Origin of the sequence: Williamsia sp. 1135, assembly GCF_002095395.1 — a bacterium.
Classification (GTDB): Bacteria; Actinomycetota; Actinomycetes; order Mycobacteriales; family Mycobacteriaceae; genus Williamsia.
The window spans coordinates 215,381-233,569 of the sequence record NZ_MJEI01000105.1 but is presented as its reverse complement, the minus strand read 5'-3'; the positions used below and the strand labels follow the sequence as shown (position 1 = coordinate 233,569).

17 protein-coding genes are annotated in these 18,189 nt (G+C 66.9%); 5 read left to right on the top strand and 12 right to left on the bottom strand.

What is annotated here, in order from left to right; all coding sequences use genetic code 11:
* Nucleotides 1-155 precede the first annotated feature (155 nt).
* A complete protein-coding gene (locus BFL43_RS24285; RefSeq protein WP_240498460.1) occupies nucleotides 156-803 on the top strand; it encodes an O-methyltransferase in 648 nt (215 codons plus the stop codon).
* A gap of 40 nt (nucleotides 804-843) precedes the next feature.
* Here the strand turns inward: BFL43_RS24285 and BFL43_RS24280 are convergent, their stop codons facing one another.
* From BFL43_RS24280 to rfbD, 4 genes are all read right to left on the bottom strand, one after another.
* Nucleotides 844-1,638 carry an SGNH/GDSL hydrolase family protein gene (locus tag BFL43_RS24280; protein ID WP_084895557.1) on the bottom strand — a complete coding sequence of 265 codons (795 nt, stop codon included), beginning with the start codon at nucleotides 1,636-1,638 and terminating at the stop codon, nucleotides 844-846.
* On the bottom strand, nucleotides 1,631-2,734 hold the full coding sequence (locus tag BFL43_RS24275) for an NDP-sugar synthase (RefSeq protein WP_084895740.1): 1,104 nt from the start codon (nucleotides 2,732-2,734) through the stop codon (nucleotides 1,631-1,633). The genes BFL43_RS24280 and BFL43_RS24275 overlap by 8 nt, the downstream gene beginning before the upstream one ends.
* An 11-nt stretch (nucleotides 2,735-2,745) precedes the next feature.
* Entirely contained in the window at nucleotides 2,746-3,684 is a 939-nt protein-coding gene (locus BFL43_RS24270) for a glycosyltransferase family 2 protein (protein ID WP_084895738.1), read from the bottom strand.
* 79 nt (nucleotides 3,685-3,763) lie between these two features.
* The gene (gene rfbD / locus BFL43_RS24265) at nucleotides 3,764-4,711 is read right to left on the bottom strand and encodes a dTDP-4-dehydrorhamnose reductase (RefSeq protein ID WP_084895736.1); all 948 of its coding nucleotides are present in this window, start codon (nucleotides 4,709-4,711) and stop codon (nucleotides 3,764-3,766) included.
* Between the two features lie 184 nt (nucleotides 4,712-4,895).
* Here rfbD and BFL43_RS28715 point away from each other — a divergent pair, with 184 nt between their 5' ends.
* From BFL43_RS28715 to BFL43_RS24255, 3 genes are read left to right on the top strand one after another with little or no spacing between them, the layout of a single operon-like run.
* A complete protein-coding gene (locus BFL43_RS28715) occupies nucleotides 4,896-5,366 on the top strand; it encodes a hypothetical protein (RefSeq protein ID WP_143695521.1) in 471 nt (156 codons plus the stop codon).
* A 26-nt stretch (nucleotides 5,367-5,392) separates the two neighbouring features.
* A complete protein-coding gene (locus BFL43_RS24260) occupies nucleotides 5,393-6,787 on the top strand; it encodes an LCP family protein (protein ID WP_240498449.1) in 1,395 nt (464 codons plus the stop codon).
* Nucleotides 6,784-7,491, top strand: coding sequence for a TIGR03089 family protein (locus BFL43_RS24255; protein ID WP_084895553.1), 708 nt, complete (start codon nucleotides 6,784-6,786; stop codon nucleotides 7,489-7,491). Before BFL43_RS24260 ends, BFL43_RS24255 begins: the two co-directional genes overlap by 4 nt.
* A gap of 65 nt (nucleotides 7,492-7,556) precedes the next feature.
* Here BFL43_RS24255 and BFL43_RS24250 read toward each other — a convergent pair whose 3' ends face one another.
* From BFL43_RS24250 to BFL43_RS24225, 6 genes are all read right to left on the bottom strand, one after another.
* On the bottom strand, nucleotides 7,557-8,600 hold the full coding sequence (locus tag BFL43_RS24250) for an Rv2578c family radical SAM protein (protein ID WP_084895551.1): 1,044 nt from the start codon (nucleotides 8,598-8,600) through the stop codon (nucleotides 7,557-7,559).
* A gap of 61 nt (nucleotides 8,601-8,661) precedes the next feature.
* On the bottom strand, nucleotides 8,662-11,118 hold the full coding sequence (locus BFL43_RS24245) for an ABC transporter permease (protein ID WP_084895549.1): 2,457 nt from the start codon (nucleotides 11,116-11,118) through the stop codon (nucleotides 8,662-8,664).
* Nucleotides 11,115-11,945, bottom strand: coding sequence for an ABC transporter ATP-binding protein (locus BFL43_RS24240; protein ID WP_084895547.1), 831 nt, complete (start codon nucleotides 11,943-11,945; stop codon nucleotides 11,115-11,117). Before BFL43_RS24240 ends, BFL43_RS24245 begins: the two co-directional genes overlap by 4 nt.
* Nucleotides 11,946-12,086: 141 nt before the next feature.
* Nucleotides 12,087-12,779, bottom strand: coding sequence for a response regulator transcription factor (locus BFL43_RS24235; RefSeq protein ID WP_084895734.1), 693 nt, complete (start codon nucleotides 12,777-12,779; stop codon nucleotides 12,087-12,089).
* Nucleotides 12,780-12,784: 5 nt separating this feature from the next.
* Entirely contained in the window at nucleotides 12,785-13,996 is a 1,212-nt protein-coding gene (locus BFL43_RS24230) for a histidine kinase (RefSeq protein WP_084895545.1), read from the bottom strand.
* Nucleotides 13,997-14,162: 166 nt separating this feature from the next.
* The gene (locus tag BFL43_RS24225) at nucleotides 14,163-15,323 is read right to left on the bottom strand and encodes an acyl-CoA dehydrogenase (RefSeq protein ID WP_084895544.1); all 1,161 of its coding nucleotides are present in this window, start codon (nucleotides 15,321-15,323) and stop codon (nucleotides 14,163-14,165) included.
* Nucleotides 15,324-15,531: 208 nt separating this feature from the next.
* Between BFL43_RS24225 and BFL43_RS24220 the strand changes: the two genes are divergently transcribed.
* Nucleotides 15,532-16,359, top strand: a complete 828-nt coding sequence (locus BFL43_RS24220) for a dienelactone hydrolase family protein (protein WP_084895542.1) — start codon at nucleotides 15,532-15,534, stop codon at nucleotides 16,357-16,359.
* A gap of 16 nt (nucleotides 16,360-16,375) precedes the next feature.
* Here BFL43_RS24220 and purE read toward each other — a convergent pair whose 3' ends face one another.
* Together purE and BFL43_RS24210 are read right to left on the bottom strand one after the other, a co-directional pair.
* On the bottom strand, nucleotides 16,376-16,900 hold the full coding sequence (purE, locus tag BFL43_RS24215; protein WP_084895539.1) for a 5-(carboxyamino)imidazole ribonucleotide mutase: 525 nt from the start codon (nucleotides 16,898-16,900) through the stop codon (nucleotides 16,376-16,378).
* Nucleotides 16,884-18,146 carry a 5-(carboxyamino)imidazole ribonucleotide synthase gene (locus tag BFL43_RS24210; protein ID WP_276206120.1) on the bottom strand — a complete coding sequence of 421 codons (1,263 nt, stop codon included), beginning with the start codon at nucleotides 18,144-18,146 and terminating at the stop codon, nucleotides 16,884-16,886. Before BFL43_RS24210 ends, purE begins: the two co-directional genes overlap by 17 nt.
* Nucleotides 18,147-18,189: the final 43 nt, after the last annotated feature.

The following is an 18,189-nucleotide window of genomic DNA, read 5'->3' as shown; positions in this document are numbered from 1 at the left end:
ACCATTTTCTCGCAGTTCAGCGGGCCATTCACCGCCGATCCGCACGCCGGGCAGCTCAGCGCGCCTAGGCCATCATGGGCGGCGACGGCGCTAACCTCGTACCCGTGTCAGATCACAGCGTCCCCGCAAACTCCGAAGCGACGGGATCAGCCACCATCGATCCGACGGTGCTGAGCCGCTACGCCGAAGCTGCGATCGTCGAGGACGAGGCGCTGCGGCTGGCCCGGGAGCGCTCGGACGAACTCGGCGCACCGGCCATCACGCCGGCGGTCGGGGCGACGTTGTCGCTCCTGGCCCGTCTGGTGAACGCCAAGGCGGTGGTCGAGGTCGGGACGGGCGCGGGCATCAGCGGCCTGTGGTTGCTCAACGGCATGCGCACCGAAGGGGTGCTCACCACGATCGACTCCGAGGCCGAACATCATCGAGCAGCGAAACTCGCGTTCAGCACCGCCGGGATCGGCCCGTCGCGCACCAGGCTGATCAACGGCCGAGCCGCCGAGGTTCTCCCCCGACTCTCGGACGCCGGATATGACCTGGTGTTCATCGACGGCGCCGTGACCGATCAGCCCAGATTCGTCGCGGAGGGACTACGCCTGCTGCGCGCGGGCGGAGTCCTGGTGGTCCACAACGCCTCCGCAGACGGGACCGTCGCCGACCCCGCCAGCGCCGACCCCGCCGCGCTCGCCGCACGTGAGGCGGCCCTGCTCATCGCCGACGACGACTCTCTCCTGCCCGTCGTCATCCCACTCGGTCGAGGACTGCTCGCAGCAGCAAAAGCACAGGTAGAACCGGAGACGCCGTGAACAGGGGTGGGTCTCGAGACCGCCGGTCCCGGGTCCTCGATCAGCTCTCGCTCGGGGCCATCGCGGTCAGCTCGGGATACTTCGGCCGGATGGTGTCGCCCGTGGACACGCCACGCAGACGCCTACCCACCCAGGGAATGGCGTACTCCACAGTCCACTGACGACTGTCGCGCCGCCGCTGCGTGGGCGAAACCCGCTGCGCCGGACCCAGTTCCACCGGAATCAGATCGTTGTCGATGCCAAGTGCGCGGAGTACCTCGATCGCCATGTACACGTGTCCGGCGGTGGACATGTGCAGCCGGTCGAACTCCCACATGCGTGGTTCTGAGTACACCCGCATCCGCCAGAAGTCGACCAGCGTCACCTCGCGGCGTTCGATGACCTCCCTGAGCAATTCGTTGTAGACCGCGAACCGCCCACGTAACGCCCCGAACACCGACTTCCCGCCGGTGTCATAGGCGGTGAAGGTGACGACCGTGGCCCCGTTCGCCTGCAGTCGCCCGATCGCCTCGTCATAGGTCTCGATCAGCGCGTCGATGTCGGCACTCGGACGCAGAAGATCGTTGGCGCCCGCACAGATCGCCACCAGATCCGGATTCATCGCCAGCGCGGGTTCCAACTGCTCACCGAGCACCGCAGACAGGACCCGGCCCCGGATCCCCAGGTTCGCGTACCGGAACTCGGGGTCCGCCCGCGCCATCACCTCAGCGACCCGATCAGCCCAGCCCCGAACACCGTTCGGACAGCGAGGCTCGACGTCGCCAACCCCCTCGACGAACGAATCGCCCAGGGCAACAAAGCGTTTGAATCTCGGCGGCGCGCTCACCTCAGACATCGGTCGAGAACCTGATTCCACCGTCGGGGATCTTCACGCCCGGCCAGATCCGGGCCCCTCGCAGGAGCTCGCACCGGGCACCGATGTCGGCGCCGTCACCGATCACGCCGTCGCGAATCAGTGCCCGCGGACCGATTCGCGCACCGAATCCGACAATGGTCCGCTCGATCACCGCGCCGGCCTCGACCACCGCACCGTCGAAGATCACCGCACCGTCGAGGCGGGCTCCGGCACCGATCTCGGCACCGCGACCCACCACCGTGCCGCCGATCAGCAATGCGCCAGGTCCCACCGACGCGCCGTCGTGAACGAGGAACTCCCCGCGGTGTCCGTGCAGCGCGGGAGATGGCGCGATGCCCCGCACCAGGTCCGCGGAGCCCCGTACGAAGTCTTCCGGAGTTCCCATGTCGCGCCAGTACCCGGAGTCGACGTGACCCTGGACGTGGCGGCCCTCGGCGAGCAGACCCGGAAAGACCTCACGTTCGACCGAGACCGGCCGACCCTCCGGGATCGTCTCGATCACCGAACGATTGAAGACGTAGCAGCCGGCATTGATCTGGTCGGTCGGCGGATCCTGGGTCTTCTCGAGGAACGCGGTGACGCGCCCCTCGGAATCGGTGGGTACACAACCGAATGCACGTGGATCGGTGACCCGCACGAGGTGGAGGGTGACCTCTGCGCCCGAGGTCTGGTGGGTGTCGACGATCGAGCGCACGTCGGTCCCGCACAGGACGTCGCCGTTGAACACCAGGACGGTCTCCGCGGTGAGCTCCGACAGCACGTTCCGGATCCCGCCGCCGGTGCCGAGAGGCTCCGATTCGTGCACGTAGGTGATCGACAGCCCCATCTTGGAGCCATCGCCGAAATGCTGTTCGAACACCTTGGACTGGAACGAGGTACCCAACACGATGCGGGTGATACCGGCGGCGCCGATTCGTGCGAGGAGGTGGGTCAGGAACGGCAGACCTGCCGTCGGCAACATGGGTTTCGGCGCCGACAGCGTCAGGGGCCGGAGGCGAGTCCCTTTCCCGCCGACAAGGATCACCGCCTGGACATCGTCGACCGAGGTCGTCTGCGAGGTCTCATTCGAGGTCATGGTCGCACCTTTCACTTCAGCCGCCCGAGAGCGTCGGCACCGTTCAGAGAGTTGTCGCGGCCTTCGGCACGCTTGGCGGCACGGACCACGACCGCGGACCGTGCCGCGAGCCCCACCCGCAAGGCCAGCCGTACCGGCGCCTGCCACCAATGTGGGTGGCGATCGGCCTGGAACCGATAGGCGCTGCGATGATGAGCCGGCAGCATCGCGCCCGGATCACGGCCTGCCGCATGGCCTTTCGCGTGCAGGATCTGAGCTTGTGGCACGTAGACGTTCAGCCACCCGGCCTTGCCGAGCCGGTCACCGAGATCCACGTCCTCCATGTACATGAAGTAACGCGAGTCGAAGCCGTCGATCGAATCGAACGCGGCGCGGCGCAACAGCAGACACGAGCCCGACAACCAGCCAACCGGTCGCTCGGAGATGTCCTCGTCATGTTGCCGGTAGGCCGCCGTCCACGGATTCGACTTCCAGACCGTGCCCAACACCGCGTGACCCGTACCGGATACGAGGTCGGGAACACGTCGGGCAGACGGGTAGACGGTGCCGTCGGGTTCGTGGATGAGCGGACCCAGCGAGCCTGCCCGTGGCCAGCGGTCCGCTGCCTCGAAGAGCTCGTCGATCGAGCCGGGCCCCCACTCCACGTCGGGGTTGGCGACCACCACGAACTCCGCCGTCGGATCGACCTCGGCGACTGCCCGGTTGATTGCGCCGCCGTAGCCGATGTTGCCACCGGTGCGCAGCAAGGAGACGTTGTCGTACTTCTCGGCCGCCGCCTCGGGAGCCCCGTCGACCGATCCGTTGTCGGCCAGGATCACCGTCGCGCTCGCCGCGGTCGCGTGCTCCAGCGTCTGGATGAACCTCGTCAGGTACTCCCCCGGCGAGTACGTCACCGTCACCACCGCCACACGCTTCGGGACCGGACTTTTCGGGGTGGGCTCAGCAGTCACGGGCTCAGGGTAACCGGCCACCCCGGGTCGCCCGGACAGGACAGCATCCGCGGCCGCGCCGCTCACCCCGACGGATGAATCACCCACCGTTATGCACCGCTGCCGTCAAGGCCGCGCGCCAGTCCCGTAGCGGTGTGAGCGCGGCGTCCTGCCACGCCCGTCCGGAGAGAACGGAGTACGCCGGGCGCGGGGCCGGCCGAGGAAACTCCGCCGACGTCGTGGGCAGGACCCGCGACGGATCGGCACCGACTTCGACGAACACCGCTTGAGCCAGGTCGAACCAACTGCAACTGCCCGCGTTGGTCGCGTGCAGGATCTGCCCGGACGCCACCGATTCCGGACCGCTCACCTCCCCGGCCAGCTCGAGCAGTCCGTCGGCGAGATCACCCGAATAGGTCGGCGACCCGACCTGATCGGTGACCACCGACACCGTGTCGCGCTCCTTTTCGAGCCGCCGCATGGTGCCCACGAAGTCGGCCGAGTTCGCGGCGCCGGTGTAGACCCACGCCGTCCGGACGATGGTCGCCGCCGGATCGCCGGCGCGGACAGCCTGTTCGCCCGCGAGCTTCGTCGCGCCGTACACCGAGTCGGGCCCCGTCGGATCCCCCGGTTCCAGGGGACGCGATGACGAACCCGTGAACACGTAGTCGGTGGAGATGTGGATCAGATGTGCTCCGGTCCGCGCGGTGTGTTCAGCCAGATATCCCGGGCCATCCGCGTTCACGGCGGCAGCCGTGCTGCGATCCGATTCGGCGTTGTCGACCGCGGTATAGGCCGCGCAGTTGATCACCACATCACCGGGTCCCAGCTTCCCCAGCGCCTGGTAGACGGACACCGGATCGGTGATGTCGAGCTGCGCGGAGGTCAGCCCCCGCACCCGTGAACCCCCGCGGGTGCGAAGTTGCGTGCCCAGTTGCCCTGCGACCCCGGTCACGACAATCGACCCTGATCCCGCCGAACTCTGCCCCGCTCCGTCTCCGCTGATGGTCGAGCTCCGCTCCGCTCCGTCTCCGCCGATGGTCTGCATGGGCACAATCATGTCCGCTTTCGCTTCGACTTGGCCACTCGGACGCCTGCTCCCACATCACTCGACGATGTGAGGGACACGGGACATCCGGCTGCGTCAGGTGGCGAAGTTTCGCAAGTAGGATTGCGGTCAGTTCGACGACGGGCGCGCTCACCAGAGTGTGAACTCGACGAGCACAACACCGATGAGTACGGCCGGAGTCACCCGCACAGAGAAGGAGCGCACCCCGCAGTGGATCGTCCATCGTCGGATCGACCGCCGGGCGAGCGCCGTACGGGATCATCAGGGCAGCGCTCCGCAGGCGGCGGCCGCCACCAGCGATCTGGCAGTGACGAACCACAGCGCCCGCCGGCAGCTCGCCGGCGCGAGCGGGACCAGCCCACCGAGCCACCACCCCGCCGGACAACGTCCCCGAGACCGCGCAGGCCGCTGCCGGGCGAAGACTCCGGCGCGGAGCGTCCTCCCCGGGCATCGACCGAGCGTGCGGGTCGGCGTGATCGAGGCACTCGCCCGCAGGACGCGGAATCCTCGCGCCGGCGCGGTGGACGCGGTGAGCGATCTCGGTCGAGCCGGAACGCACCACCTCCCCCACCTCCTGCGACCCCACCGCCTACCGGTGAATCCTCCCCGGGAGGCCGGTCGGGACGCTCGCTGACGCGAGCCGCCGTCGCACTGGTGTCGGTGGCGGTACTGGTCGCGACCGGCTTCGCCTGGAATCAGATGACCCGCCTGGAGAACAGCATCACCAAGCTCGACGGGCTCTCGCTCGGTTCCGGCAAGGACGGCGCGGTCGACATACTCATGGTGGGGACCGACTCCCGCACCGACGCCCAGGGCAATCCCCTGTCCGAAAAGGAGCTGGCGCAACTTCATTCGGGTGACGACGTCGGCACCAACACCGACACGATCCTGTTGATCCGCATCCCGAACGACGGGTCTTCTGCCACCGCGATCTCGATCCCCCGCGATTCCTACGTCGACGTCCCGGGCATCGGGAAGACCAAGATCAACTCGGCGTACGGATCATCCAAAGAGGAACGCCGCGAACAACTCGTGAACGACGGTATGGATCTCGAACAGGCCGACAGAGAATCGGTACAGGCGGGACGCGACGCGCTGATCACCACGGTCGCGAATCTGACCGGAGTCGAGGTGGACCACTACGCAGAGGTCGGATTGCTCGGATTCGTGCTGTTGACCAATGCCGTGGGCGGTGTCGAGGTCTGCCTTAGAGAGCCCGTGTCAGAGCCGTTTTCGGGTGCCGACTTCCCGGCGGGACGGCAGACGCTCGACGGTGCGGAAGCCCTGAGCTTCGTGCGCCAGCGCCACGACCTCCCGCGAGGCGATCTCGATCGGATCGTCCGCCAGCAGGTCTTCATGGCCTCGCTTGCCCAGAAGGTGCTCTCCGCGGGAACCCTCTCGAGCCCGGGCAAGCTCGGTGACCTCGAGAACGCGGTGTCGCGGTCGGTGGTGATCGACAAGAGCTGGGACATCCTCAACTTCGTGGAGCAACTCAAGGACCTGTCCGGCGGTCGGGTGCAGTTCGCCACCATTCCCGTTGTGACCGAACAGGGGTGGAGCGACGACGGCACCCAGAGTGTGGTCGAGATCGATCCGGAGGCGGTCAAAGCGTTCACTGCAGGTCTGCTCGGAGAGAAGGACTCTTCGGGCCAGACCAAGTTCCGCGCCGGCGACTACACCGTCGACGTCGTCAACACCGGCACCGTCGACGGGCTGGCCACCAACGTGTCCAAGATCGTCTCCACCAAGGGTTATCTGACCGGCGAGACCGGCAACGAGACCAACTCCACCACGGACAGTCAGGTGCAGACCGCGAGCACCGACAACCCCGGAGCCAAGGCAGTCGCCGAGCAGCTCGGCGGTCTGCCCATCACAGAGGACAAGACTTTGGCCCCCAACACCATCAGAGTGGTACTCACCGACAGTTACCAGGGTCCGGGTTCGATCGACGACCAGGGTTCGCAGGACAGCCAGGACGCGCCGACCTCCGATCCGGCCGCCCCGCCGGCCAAGACCATCACCGCCGGTGGCACCGGACCGGAGTGTGTCAATTGACCACGGTGACCGATGCCGCGCTGAATCCCGCGCTGGGCACCGACGGATCGCAGCCGCTGCTGACCTACTACGACGACGCCACCGGTGAACGCACCGAGCTTTCCGGGATCACCACAGCCAACTGGGCCGCCAAGACAGCCAACATGATCCGCGACGAATTCGGCCTGATGGCCGGTGACGTGGTGTCGGTCGATCTTCCCACGCACTGGCAGAGTGCTGCGGTTCTGCTCGGCGCGTGGTGGGCGGGGGTTCATGTCCGCCTCGGATACTCCGACGATGCCGCACTGGCTTTCTGTTCCATGGCGACCCTGGAACGGGTCGACGCTGCGCCGGAGATCGCAGTCGTATCCCTCGACCCGTTCGGCATGCCCATGCGCGACCTGCCGATCGGACTCACCGATTACGCCGCATCGGTGCGCGTCCACGGCGACCAGTTCCACCCGACCGGGCCGGGCGGCCCGGCGCTCGACGACCGATCGGTCGACGAAGTCATCGCCGAGGCACGGGAATTCGCAGTCGGGGCGGGGATCGTCGCCGGTTCGCGAATCATGACCACCCGCCCATGGGACGACCCCGGAAATGTCATCGCCAATCTCCTTGCCACCCTCGTCAGCGGCGGCTCGCTGGTGCAGGTGGCCAACCCGGACATCGCCAAGCTGCCTGCGCGGGCCGAGTCCGAAAAGGTCACCGCGACCCTGACCTGAACAACCTGGGCCGCCGAGAAGTCGGGCTGTGGGCGATCCGCGAAAGGCGACCTGATGGCGGCGAGCTAGAAGAGCGTCGGCTGAACCGGGGGTTGCGCGGTCGCGACCTGGTTCCGCGGAACGTGGATCTCGTCGTAACCCATGCCGTTGAGGCCGTGCTTTTCCAGCAGCGGAGTGATGCGCTCGCGCAGCCACTGCCGATACTCCGGGGCGGGGTGCGAACCCCGTCCGTAGATCCGCCGATAGGTACGCAGCAACGCGGGGTGGTTGTCGCCGAGCCAGGTGAGATACCAGTTGCGGGTCGGTCCCCGGAGAAACAGTTCCGAGGCGGTGACCGAGGTGGCACCTGCCGCGGCCAGGGCGCCGAACAGTTCATCGAGTTCGGCCCGGGAATCCTTGAGTGCAGGCAGGATCGGCGATGCCATCACGTGGCAATCGAAACCTGCCTCACGCACAGCTGTGATCAGATCGAGGCGGGCCCTGGCCGAGGGAGCACCCGGCTCGACCTGCCGACGCAGCTCTTCGTCCAGCAACGCCAAAGAGATCCCGATGGTCACCGGGACCGATTGTGCTGCCACCGACAACAACGGCAGATCGCGCCGCAGCAGAGTTCCCTTGGTCAGGATCGACATCGGGGTCCCGTGGTCGGCGAGGGCGCCGATGATGCCCGGCATCAACCGATACCGGCCCTCCGCGCGATGGTAGGGGTCGGTGTTTGTGCCCAGAGCCACCGTTTCGCGCTTCCAGCTCCTGCGTCCCAGCTCTTTCCGCAACACCGCCGCGATGTTCACCTTCACCACGATCTGGGTGTCGAAGTCGCGGCCCGCATCGAGGTCCAGGTATTCGTGGCTTCCCCGGGCAAAACAGTAGACGCACTGGTGCAGGCAACCCCTGGTCGGATTGATGGTCCAGCGCATCGGCACCCGTGAGCCCTCGGGAACCTTGTTCAGAGCACTCTTGCAGAGCACTTCGTGAAAGGTCACCCCCGAGAACTCCGGGGTCTGCACAGACCGGACCAGGCCGGCTCGCTCCAATCCTGGAAGAGCCGGCCTGGCGAAGTCCTCTCCCGAATCCTTCTCGGACTCGAGCAACTGTGCGTCCCATCGCATGACGCCCAGTCGAACATCCGTTCTATTCCCTGTCAAGTCCGCGAAACGGTCTGCCCGAAACTCACAGCGCCGCAGCCGGATCTGCCTTCAGCGCCCGGCGGGCCGGAATGGCCGAGCTGAGCAATCCTGCCATCCCCCCGACCACGACGATCCCCACCAGTGCGACAAGTGGGAGATTCGGCAGCGACACCCGGTCGACGCCGACCACGGCGGCAGCTCCAGCTATCCCGTATCCGGTCCCGAGCAGTACACCGACGACGGATCCGACCACCGCGATCAGGGTCGCTTCTGCCAGCAGCATCCCCTGCACACCGCGCGAACTCAGACCGATCACCCGCAGCATCGCGTTCTCTCGGGATCGATCGATGACCGAGAGCGCCATCGTGTTGCCCACCCCGATCAGCGCGACGACCACCGCAACGGCCAGCAGTGCCAGCACGATTCGCAGGAGCAGCGTGAGGATCTGATCGAGTTGCTGGGCTATCTCGACACCGCCCCCGAAGGTGGCGTCGGGGGCCGAGTTCGCCACGAGCTCGCGGATTGCGGTCATCACCCCCGAACTCCCGGCACCGCCCGCCTCCAGCCGGACCACGAGACCGGTGGGTGTGGGCGCCGCGGCAACGAGGCCGCGATCGACAAACGCACCCGAGGCGCCGTCGACGACGGTCACGGTGCGAACCGCACCCCCGGAGACCAGTCGCACTCGCTCACCCGGTCCGACCCCCGCGAGGGTCTGATCTTCTGGCGCCAGGGCGATCTCATCAGCGGCGGGTGCGCGGCCTGATCGCATCACCTGCGGCAGACGAGCGGTGTCGAGGGCACCTACACTCAGCGGCTTCCCGTTCACCGACACCTCGGTACGCGTGATGGGTATCGAAGCCTCGACCCCCGCTGTACTCGCCACCGCGTCGACGAGCGACGGATCCAGCGGTGCACTCGACGAGATGACCACATCGACCGGGTGCATCTCACCGATGACCCCCGAAACGCTCGACCGCACGACCTGCGCCCCCACCACCATCATCGTCGTCAGGGTGATGCCGACGATGAGCGCCGAAGCCGTCGCGGCAGTGCGTCGTGGGTGGCGCGTCGCGTTCGCGGCGGCCAGTTCGGCGACGGGCCCGGCCGCGGTTCCCCGCAACAGGCGCGCGGCAACGACCCCGATCACCCTGACCAACGGGGGCACCAGCACTGTAGCGGCGAGCATGAAGCCGAGGAAGCTCAACGCGCCGCCGAACCCGGCTGCGGGCACGGACTTCCCGCCCATCCCCACGATCATCACGATGGTCCCACCGCCCGCAAGTGCCCCGGCGACGACCAACCTGGCGACCCCGCGACGCCCGGTGGACGCCGGAACAACCGCACGGAACGCCGCCAGCGGAGATACAGCGGTCGCGAGTCGGGCAGGAACGGTCGCCGCGATCAGCGTCATCACCACGCCGAGCACCAGGGCGACCACCGGTGCGACCAGCGGCACCGTCAGTTCGGTCAGCGGAAAGTTCGAACCCACCCCGCGCACCGCCGCCGATGCCGCAGCCACGCCGCCGATCCCGAACACCACCCCGACGACCGACGCCACCACACCCAAGAGCAGAGCCTCGAATCGCATCCCTGATCGCACCTGCCCCTTATCGGCCCCGATACACCGGAGCAGTGCGAGTTCCTGCGTTCGCGAGGCGATCAGGACCGCGAAGGTGTTCGCGATCACGAGGCACGACACCAACGCGGTGATGGCGGCGAAGACGAGCAGTACGGTCGCCAGCACGTCGGTTTCACCGACATACCGCTTCATCACCTCGTCGGTGGCCTGGCCACCGGTCATGGCCTGGCCACCGGGCACCGTGCTGACGAGTCCGCTGATCGCCGACATGACTGCGACCGGGTCCGCGCCCGGGCGCAGCGCCATCCGGATGACAACGCTCTCGGCCTGATCGACCGCCCGTCCCGGCCCGATGGCGGCAACACCCGCGTTGGTGCCGAACAACTGGGGCGCACTGGTGGTCATCGAGCCACGATCCAGCAGCCCCACCACGGTCATCTCCCGGGCCACCCTGTCGGTGGCGGTGTCGACGTCGGGACGGACGTAGAAGTGCTGGCCGACAGCAAAATTCGACCCAGCGAAGGCTACGACCTCGTTGTCTGCCCGGGGCAGCTGTCCCACCGAGAGGGTCTGCCAGCGCAACGACTCGTCGGGCGCGATGGCGGTCAGCTGGACCTGACCGTACGACTTCGTCCCGCTGGTCACACTCACCCACCGGGTGGTGTCGATCGCGGCCGCAGCAACCCCCGGCGTGTCGGCCAGTGCCGCACCCGTCCGCTCAGCGAACTCACCGGGCACGAAGGCTGCGGCGTCCGTGTTCGCGAACTGCCCGGCCACCGATGCGCGCATCGATGCGCTCGAGGTCGCCGACAGGGTGAGGGTGGCGGCGACGAAGGCGACGGCGATGGCAACGGCCAAGCCCGACGCGAGGTAGCGGCCCTTGTATGCCCGGAGCTGGGCGAGCGCAACACTTCTCATCGGACGACCCCCGCCGCGCCAACCACCGATCCGTGGCGCAACATCGCCGCGGCCACCGAATCTGTTGTTGGTGAATCGATCTGGTCCACCAGCAGACCATCGGCCATCACCAGTACCTGATCGCAATAACTGGCCGCCACCGGGTCATGAGTGACCATCACGATGGTCTGTCCGGCCCGGCGACTACTCGCCTGCAACAGCGAGAGCACCTGCGCTCCCGCGTGGCTGTCGAGATTGCCTGTCGGTTCATCGGCAAGGATCAGACGTGGCCGAGGGAGCAACGCACGCGCGATCGCGACACGCTGTTGTTGACCGCCCGACAGCTCGGATGGTTTGTGGTCGAGACGATCAGCGATACCCAGCACGTCTGCCAATTCATCGAACCATGCCCCGTCCGGGCGCCGGCGATCCAGCGTGAGCGGCAGCAAGATGTTCGCCCTCGCCGAGAGCACCGGCAGCAGATTGAACGACTGGAAGACGAATCCCAGTTCGCGTCGCCTGATCCGGGTCCGCTGCGTGTCATCGCACCGGGACAGATCGGTGTCCCCGATCATCACGGTGCCGGCCGTGGGGGTGTCCAGCCCGGCGAGGCAGTGCATGAGTGTCGATTTCCCAGAGCCGGACGGACCCATGATCGCGGTGAACCTCCCTGCAGGGATCGCCAGGCTCACATTGCTTAACGCGTGAACCTCGGCGTCCTTCTCGCCGTACGTCTTCTGCAACCCGATGGCCCGAGCCGCCACTGTGCCACTGGAAGCGTGGCCCGGCCGCACCCCACCAGCGCCGGCTGTGTCAGCAGCGTTCACCTGGGTCCTCGTAGTCGACATCGCTGTACTCCTTGTCCGTGTCAATGAATGTCATTGCCGCACAAGCGTATTTCTAGCGGGTGAAGGAAATCGTCGGAGTCAGGGCCGATCATTGCGTGCACCGGCGTCCACCCACGCGGTGATCGCGGTACGACCGCGGTACTACTCGTGGTGGCCGAGGATGTCCGCCACAGCCACCATTCCTGTCCTGAAGGCGAACAGCACGACCTGCACTCGGTCTCGCGAACCGGTCTTGGTCAACACCCGACCTACGTGGGTCTTGACTGTCGCTGTCGACAGATGAAAGCTTGCGGCGATCTCACCGTTGGTCATCCCGATCGCTATGGCCCGCAGCACTTCACTCTCGCGCGGGGTCAGCGGGTCGACGAGGTCGAACCTCTCTGGGGTGACCGACTCGGCACCCGCACCCACCCCCGCGGCCACGTGGGTCAGCAACCGTCGGGTAGACCGCGGCGCAATCACCGCATCCCCGGCGAAAACAGTGCGGATGGCCGCCAGCAGCTCTTCGGGACGCGCGTCCTTCAGGAGAAACCCGCTCGCGCCGGCCGCGATGGCCGCGAGCAGATACTCGTCGGTGTCGAAGGTCGTGAGCACCACGATCTTCGGCGCATCGTCCTGGCCGTCCAGCAACCGGCGAGTTGCCGCGATACCGTCAAGACCCGGCATCTGGACGTCCATCAGGACCACATCGACCTTCGTCGCGCGGATCTGTTCGATGGCCTCGTTGCCGTCGCCGCCTTCGAGGACCACCTCCATGTCGGCCTGGGAGTTGATGACCATCCCGAACCCGGCCCGCACCAGCGCCTGATCGTCGATGAGCCCTACCCGAATCACTTCGCTCACAACGCTTCCCCTGTCGGCAATATGGCCTCTACCTGATATCCGCGGCGACCCGGGCGCGCTCCGGCGGTCAGCGTCCCACCGTGCAATTCCGCCCGCTCGCGCATGCCCAACACCCCTTTACCGCCCACGGGAGCGGCCCAGTCGCCCTCCACCGCGTCGGCGCGGCCGTCGTCGACGATCGTGATGCGCAACTGCGCCGGCTCCCAACGCAATCGGACCTCGGCATCCACGCCGGGTCCGGCGTGCTTCAGAACGTTCGTCAGCGATTCCTGGATGATCCGGTACGTGGTGAGTCCACACCCCACCGAGACCACTCGCTCGGGACCGGAGGACGAGCAGGTCACCGGCAGGCCGCCGGCCCGCACCACGGCCAACAGGTCCGGCACATCGGCGATGCCCGGCACGGCTCGCACCTCGCGCGGCCCGTCCTCACGTAACACGCCGAGCAGGGATCGCATGTCGGCCAAGGCTTGTCGCCCGTTCTCCGCGATGGTCTCGAGCGCACGCGCAGCTGCCTGCGGATCCTGCTCAGCGGCGTACCGGCCACCGTCGGCCTGCGCGATCACCACCGTCAGGGTGTGGGCGATGATGTCGTGCATCTCGCGGGCGATACGGGTGCGTTCACCGACCGCGGCGAGCTCGGCCTCCTGCGCTCGTTCGAGTTCGAGCAGCCGAGCCCGCTCGCGTAGTGAGGAGACCTCGCGCATTCGCGATCGCCGCAACATTCCGGTGGCCCAGATCCCGACCGTCAGGGCCGCCAGAAAGGAGGCACCGATGGCGTTGTACTCGAACGAACGCGACTCGGGAGCCTCCGAATAAAACCGCCCCGACGAGCCGACACCACCGAGGACCCCGAGCACCAGGGCTACGCGAGTACCCCACATCGAGCCGTACGCCGCCATCGAGTAGAGCCCGATGACGGCGGTGATGGTGACTGCCGGACTGAGCTGCTCGTCGACGACGATGTGCACGAACGCGACCAGCGCGATCACAGATCCGGCCAGGTCCGGCCGGGTTCGACGAAATGCCAGTGCGACGCAGCACACGGCGCCGAGCAGCATCCGCCACCAGACGTTCGGACCCATCTGTTCCCACAGCTCCGGCAGCACCGTCACCGTGGCGATGGCGAGCGCGAGAAGCGCATCGAGCAGCAATGTCCGCGGCTCCGCGAACCGATTCCAGCGCTCGATGATCCGCTGGGTGTTCATTGCGCCCAATCTAGTGGCACCGAATGCGGTCGCACATCAGACCTGGGGTGGATCTGGATCCCCGGAATTGGTGGGTTTTGGCGACACCGACCTGCTGACCGGGAAACGTCGAACTCCGCTGCGCTTCGTCCGGGGCGAATGCTCGCCAGAACCCACCAAAATCGGGCTAGCGCAGGAGTGCTCGTGACATCACGACGCGCTGGATCTGGTTGGTGCCTTCGTAGATCTGGGTGATCTTGGCATCACGCATCATCCGCTCCACCGGGAAATCGCGGGTGTAGCCGGCGCCGCCGAACAACTGCACCGCATCGGTGGTCACCTCCATCGCCACATCCGAGGCAAAACATTTCGCCGCCGCCGAGATGAACCCGAGGTTCTTCTCACCCCGCTCGGCGCGCGCAGCCGAGGTGTAGACCATCAACCGAGCGGCCTCGATCTTCATCGCCATGTCGGCGATCATGAACTCCACACCCTGGAACGTGCTGATCGACTTCCCGAACTGCTTACGGTCCTTGACGTACGCGATCGTCTGATCCAGGGCGCCCTGGGCGATACCGATCGCCTGGGCACCGATCGTCGGACGCGTGTGATCGAGCGTCTCGAGCGCGGTCTTGAACCCCGTGCCCGGTGCGCCGATGATCCGATCACCCGGGATGGTGCAGTTCTCGAAGTACAGTTCCGCAGTCGGCGAACCCTTGATTCCCAGCTTCTTCTCCAGCGGCCCGACCGTGAACCCCGGATCATCCTTGTGGACCATGAACGACGAGATCCCGTTGGCACCCTTCTCCGGATCGGTCACCGCCATCACCGTGTACCAGGACGACTTGCCACCATTGGTGATCCAGCACTTACTGCCGTTGAGCACCCAGGTGTCACCGTCCTCCTTCGCGCGGGTCTTCATCGACGCCGCGTCCGAACCGGCCTCACGCTCGGACAACGCATACGAGGCCATCGCCTCACCCGAGGCAATCGAGGGCAGCACCTGCTGCTTCAGCTCCTGCGAACCCTTCAGGATCAAACCCATCGTGCCCAGCTTGTTCACCGCCGGGATCAGCGACGCCGACGCATCCACCCGCGCGACCTCCTCGATCACGATGCACGCCGCGACCGAGTCACCACCCTGCCCGTCGAACTCCTCGGGCACATGGATCGCGTTGAACCCCGACGCGGTCAGCGCAGCGAGGGCCTCGTCGGGGAACCGGGAATTCTCGTCGACATCAGCCGCGTGCGGCTCGATCTCCTTCTCCGAGAGCGCCCGAATCGCCGCACGCAACTCATCGTGCTCCTCACCGAGCTTGAACAGATCGAAATCGGGGTTGCCGGCCATCAGAACACTCCTCATATGCGCCAGTGAAAATCGGACTCTTCGCCCGAGTGGAAAGTCGGGCTCTACGCCCACAATCGTAATACCGCGTCCAAACTTAGTTACTGGCGGGTAACTGAAGTTCGTGTACCTCCCCACCGCCCCAAATGCGGAAGTCGGTGGCACTAGCCTTGGCCGCAGACATCCCATTCTGCCCGAAAGGTGACCGCCCATGAGCCCGAAGACGTCCCCGGCCGAAGCACTTGCCGACTTCGAGAAATCAGACTTCACCCACTACGGCCAGACGCGCACGATCTACCGGCTCGGCAGTGGCCCCGCGGTGATCATCATCGCCGAGATACCCGGGATCACCCCCAAGGTCCTCCGCTTCGCCCGCAAGGTCGCCGACATCGGCTGCACTGCGGTGCTGCCGAGCCTGTTCGGCGTCGACGGCCTCGATCCGTTGCACGCCGGTGCAGCAGACGCCCGCAGGATGGCGTCGTCGTTGGTGCCGCGGTGTATCAGTAGCGATTTCACGGTGCTCGCGACCGGGAAATCGTCACCGGTCGTCAACTGGTTGCGGGCGCTGGCTGCCGCCGAACACGAGCGGTGCGGCGGCCCGGGGGTCGGGGCGATCGGAATGTGCTTCACCGGAGGTTTCGCACTGGCCATGGCGACCGACGAGCGCCTCCTCGCACCGGTCGTAGCCCAACCGTCGCTGCCGTTCCGGCCGCTGAACGCGCTCGCGGGCAACATCGACATCTCCGCGGAGGAGCTCGAGACGGTGAAGGGCCGGTGCGCCAAGGGCCTGCAGGTGCTCGGGGTCCGGTTCAAGGGAGACAAACTGTCCCCGCCGAAGCGCTTCGAGTTCCTGCGCGAACAGCTCGGTGAGGCCTTCGTGGCCATCGAACTCGACGACAGCGACGCGGCGCCGTCTCCGCTGCCACCCCACTCCGCACTGACCGAACACCTCGTCGACGAACCCGGGACCCCCACCAGGCAGGCGCTCGACGACGTGCTCGATCTGTTCCGGCGCAGGCTGCTGACCGAACCGGCCTGACCTCACGCAGATCCGATCAGCCTCCGAGCAGCTTGTCTTGCAGCGCTTGATCTTTGGCGAGAACCATATCGGACAGATCGGCCTGGAACCGTTCCATCCGGGTGCGCAGCGCAGGGTCCGAGGCGGCCAGGATGCGGACGGCGAGCAGACCGGCGTTGCGGGCCCCGCCGATCGACACCGTTGCCACGGGAACCCCGGCGGGCATCTGGACGATCGACAGCAGCGAGTCCATTCCGTCGAGGTACTTCAGTGGCACCGGTACCCCGATCACCGGCAGCGGCGTCGCCGATGCCACCATCCCGGGCAGATGCGCGGCGCCACCAGCGCCGGCGATGATCACCGAGAGGCCGCGGCCGGCGGCATCTGCGGCGTAGTCGAGCATGCGTTGCGGAGTACGGTGCGCCGAGACGACCCCCACCTCGAAACGAACCCCGAACTCGGCCAGCGCCACTGCGGCGGCCTCCATCGTCGGCCAATCCGAATCGCTGCCCATGATCAGTCCGACGAGCGGACCGTTCGTGTTCTCACCCACCGTGCACATCCCATCCGTCGGTCCAGACCCCGTGCGACATCCAGTGTGCGGCCCGTTCCGCGACTTCCCGCAGCTGCGCGACGTAGTCCGGGTCGTCGACGTCGCCACCCGGCGCACCCACGATGTTGACGTGGCCGATCTTGCGGTCGGGCCGTTCGCCCTTCCCGTACAGGTGCACCTTCGCGCGCGGGATTCTCGCGAACAGGTGGTGCAGGCGTTCGTCCATGGACATCGACGGCGCCTGCTCGGCCCCGAGGATGTTGGCCATCACGGTGGCGGGTGCCAGCACCGAGGTGTCGCCGAGCGGATAGTCGAGCACGGCCCGCAGATGCTGCTCGAACTGGCCCGTGACCGAGCCGTCCATGCTCCAGTGCCCACTGTTGTGCGGACGCATTGCCAGCTCGTTGACGAGCAGACCACCGTCTGTCGTCTCGAACAGTTCGACAGCCATGACGCCCACCACGCCGAGTTCGCCGGCCAGGAACAACGCGAGTCGCTGGGCACTCTCGGCGAGTTCAGCGTCCAGCCCCGGGGCGGGCGCGATCACCACCGCGCACTGCCCTTTACGCTGAACCGTCTCGACCACCGGCCAGACAGCACCCTGCCCGAACGGCGAGCGGCCGACCATCGCCGACAACTCTCGTCGCAACGCGACCTTCTCCTCGGCCATCAGAGCTGCGCCGGCCGGCGCCTCGTCGAGCACCGCCAGCGCCTGCTCCCGGTCGTCGATCAGCCACACACCGCGCCCGTCGTAGCCGCCGGTGACCGTTTTCAGGACGATGTCCCAGTGATGTCGCTCACCGAACTCGATGAGCGCCTCGCGCGGTGAGGTGGACCCCAACTCCACGTATTCGGGGATCGGGGCGCCCAGCTCGGCGAGCTTGCGACGCATCCGGAGCTTGTCCTGTGCGTAGATCAGCGCGGTCGGCGGCGGGAGCACCTTCACGCCCTCGGCGACCAGTGCCTCGAGGTGCCCGACCGGAACGTGCTCGTGGTCGAAGGTCAAGGCGTGGGCGCCCCGGGCGGCCGCGCGGAGGTCCTCGAGGTCGGTGTGCGAACCGAACACCACGTCCGGAGTGACTTGAGCTGCAGGTTCGTCGGCCGACGCGGCGAGAACCCGAAGACGCTGGCCCATGGCGATGGCCGCCTGATGCGTCATCCGGGCGAGCTGACCCCCACCGATCATCGTCACCACGGGCATACCTGATGTTGCGGCATCGCGGCTGCCCTCCGGCGAATCGGGTGCCGGTGGCACCGTCGTCGCGGTCGGCGCGGGTACCGCGGTCGAATCACTCGTC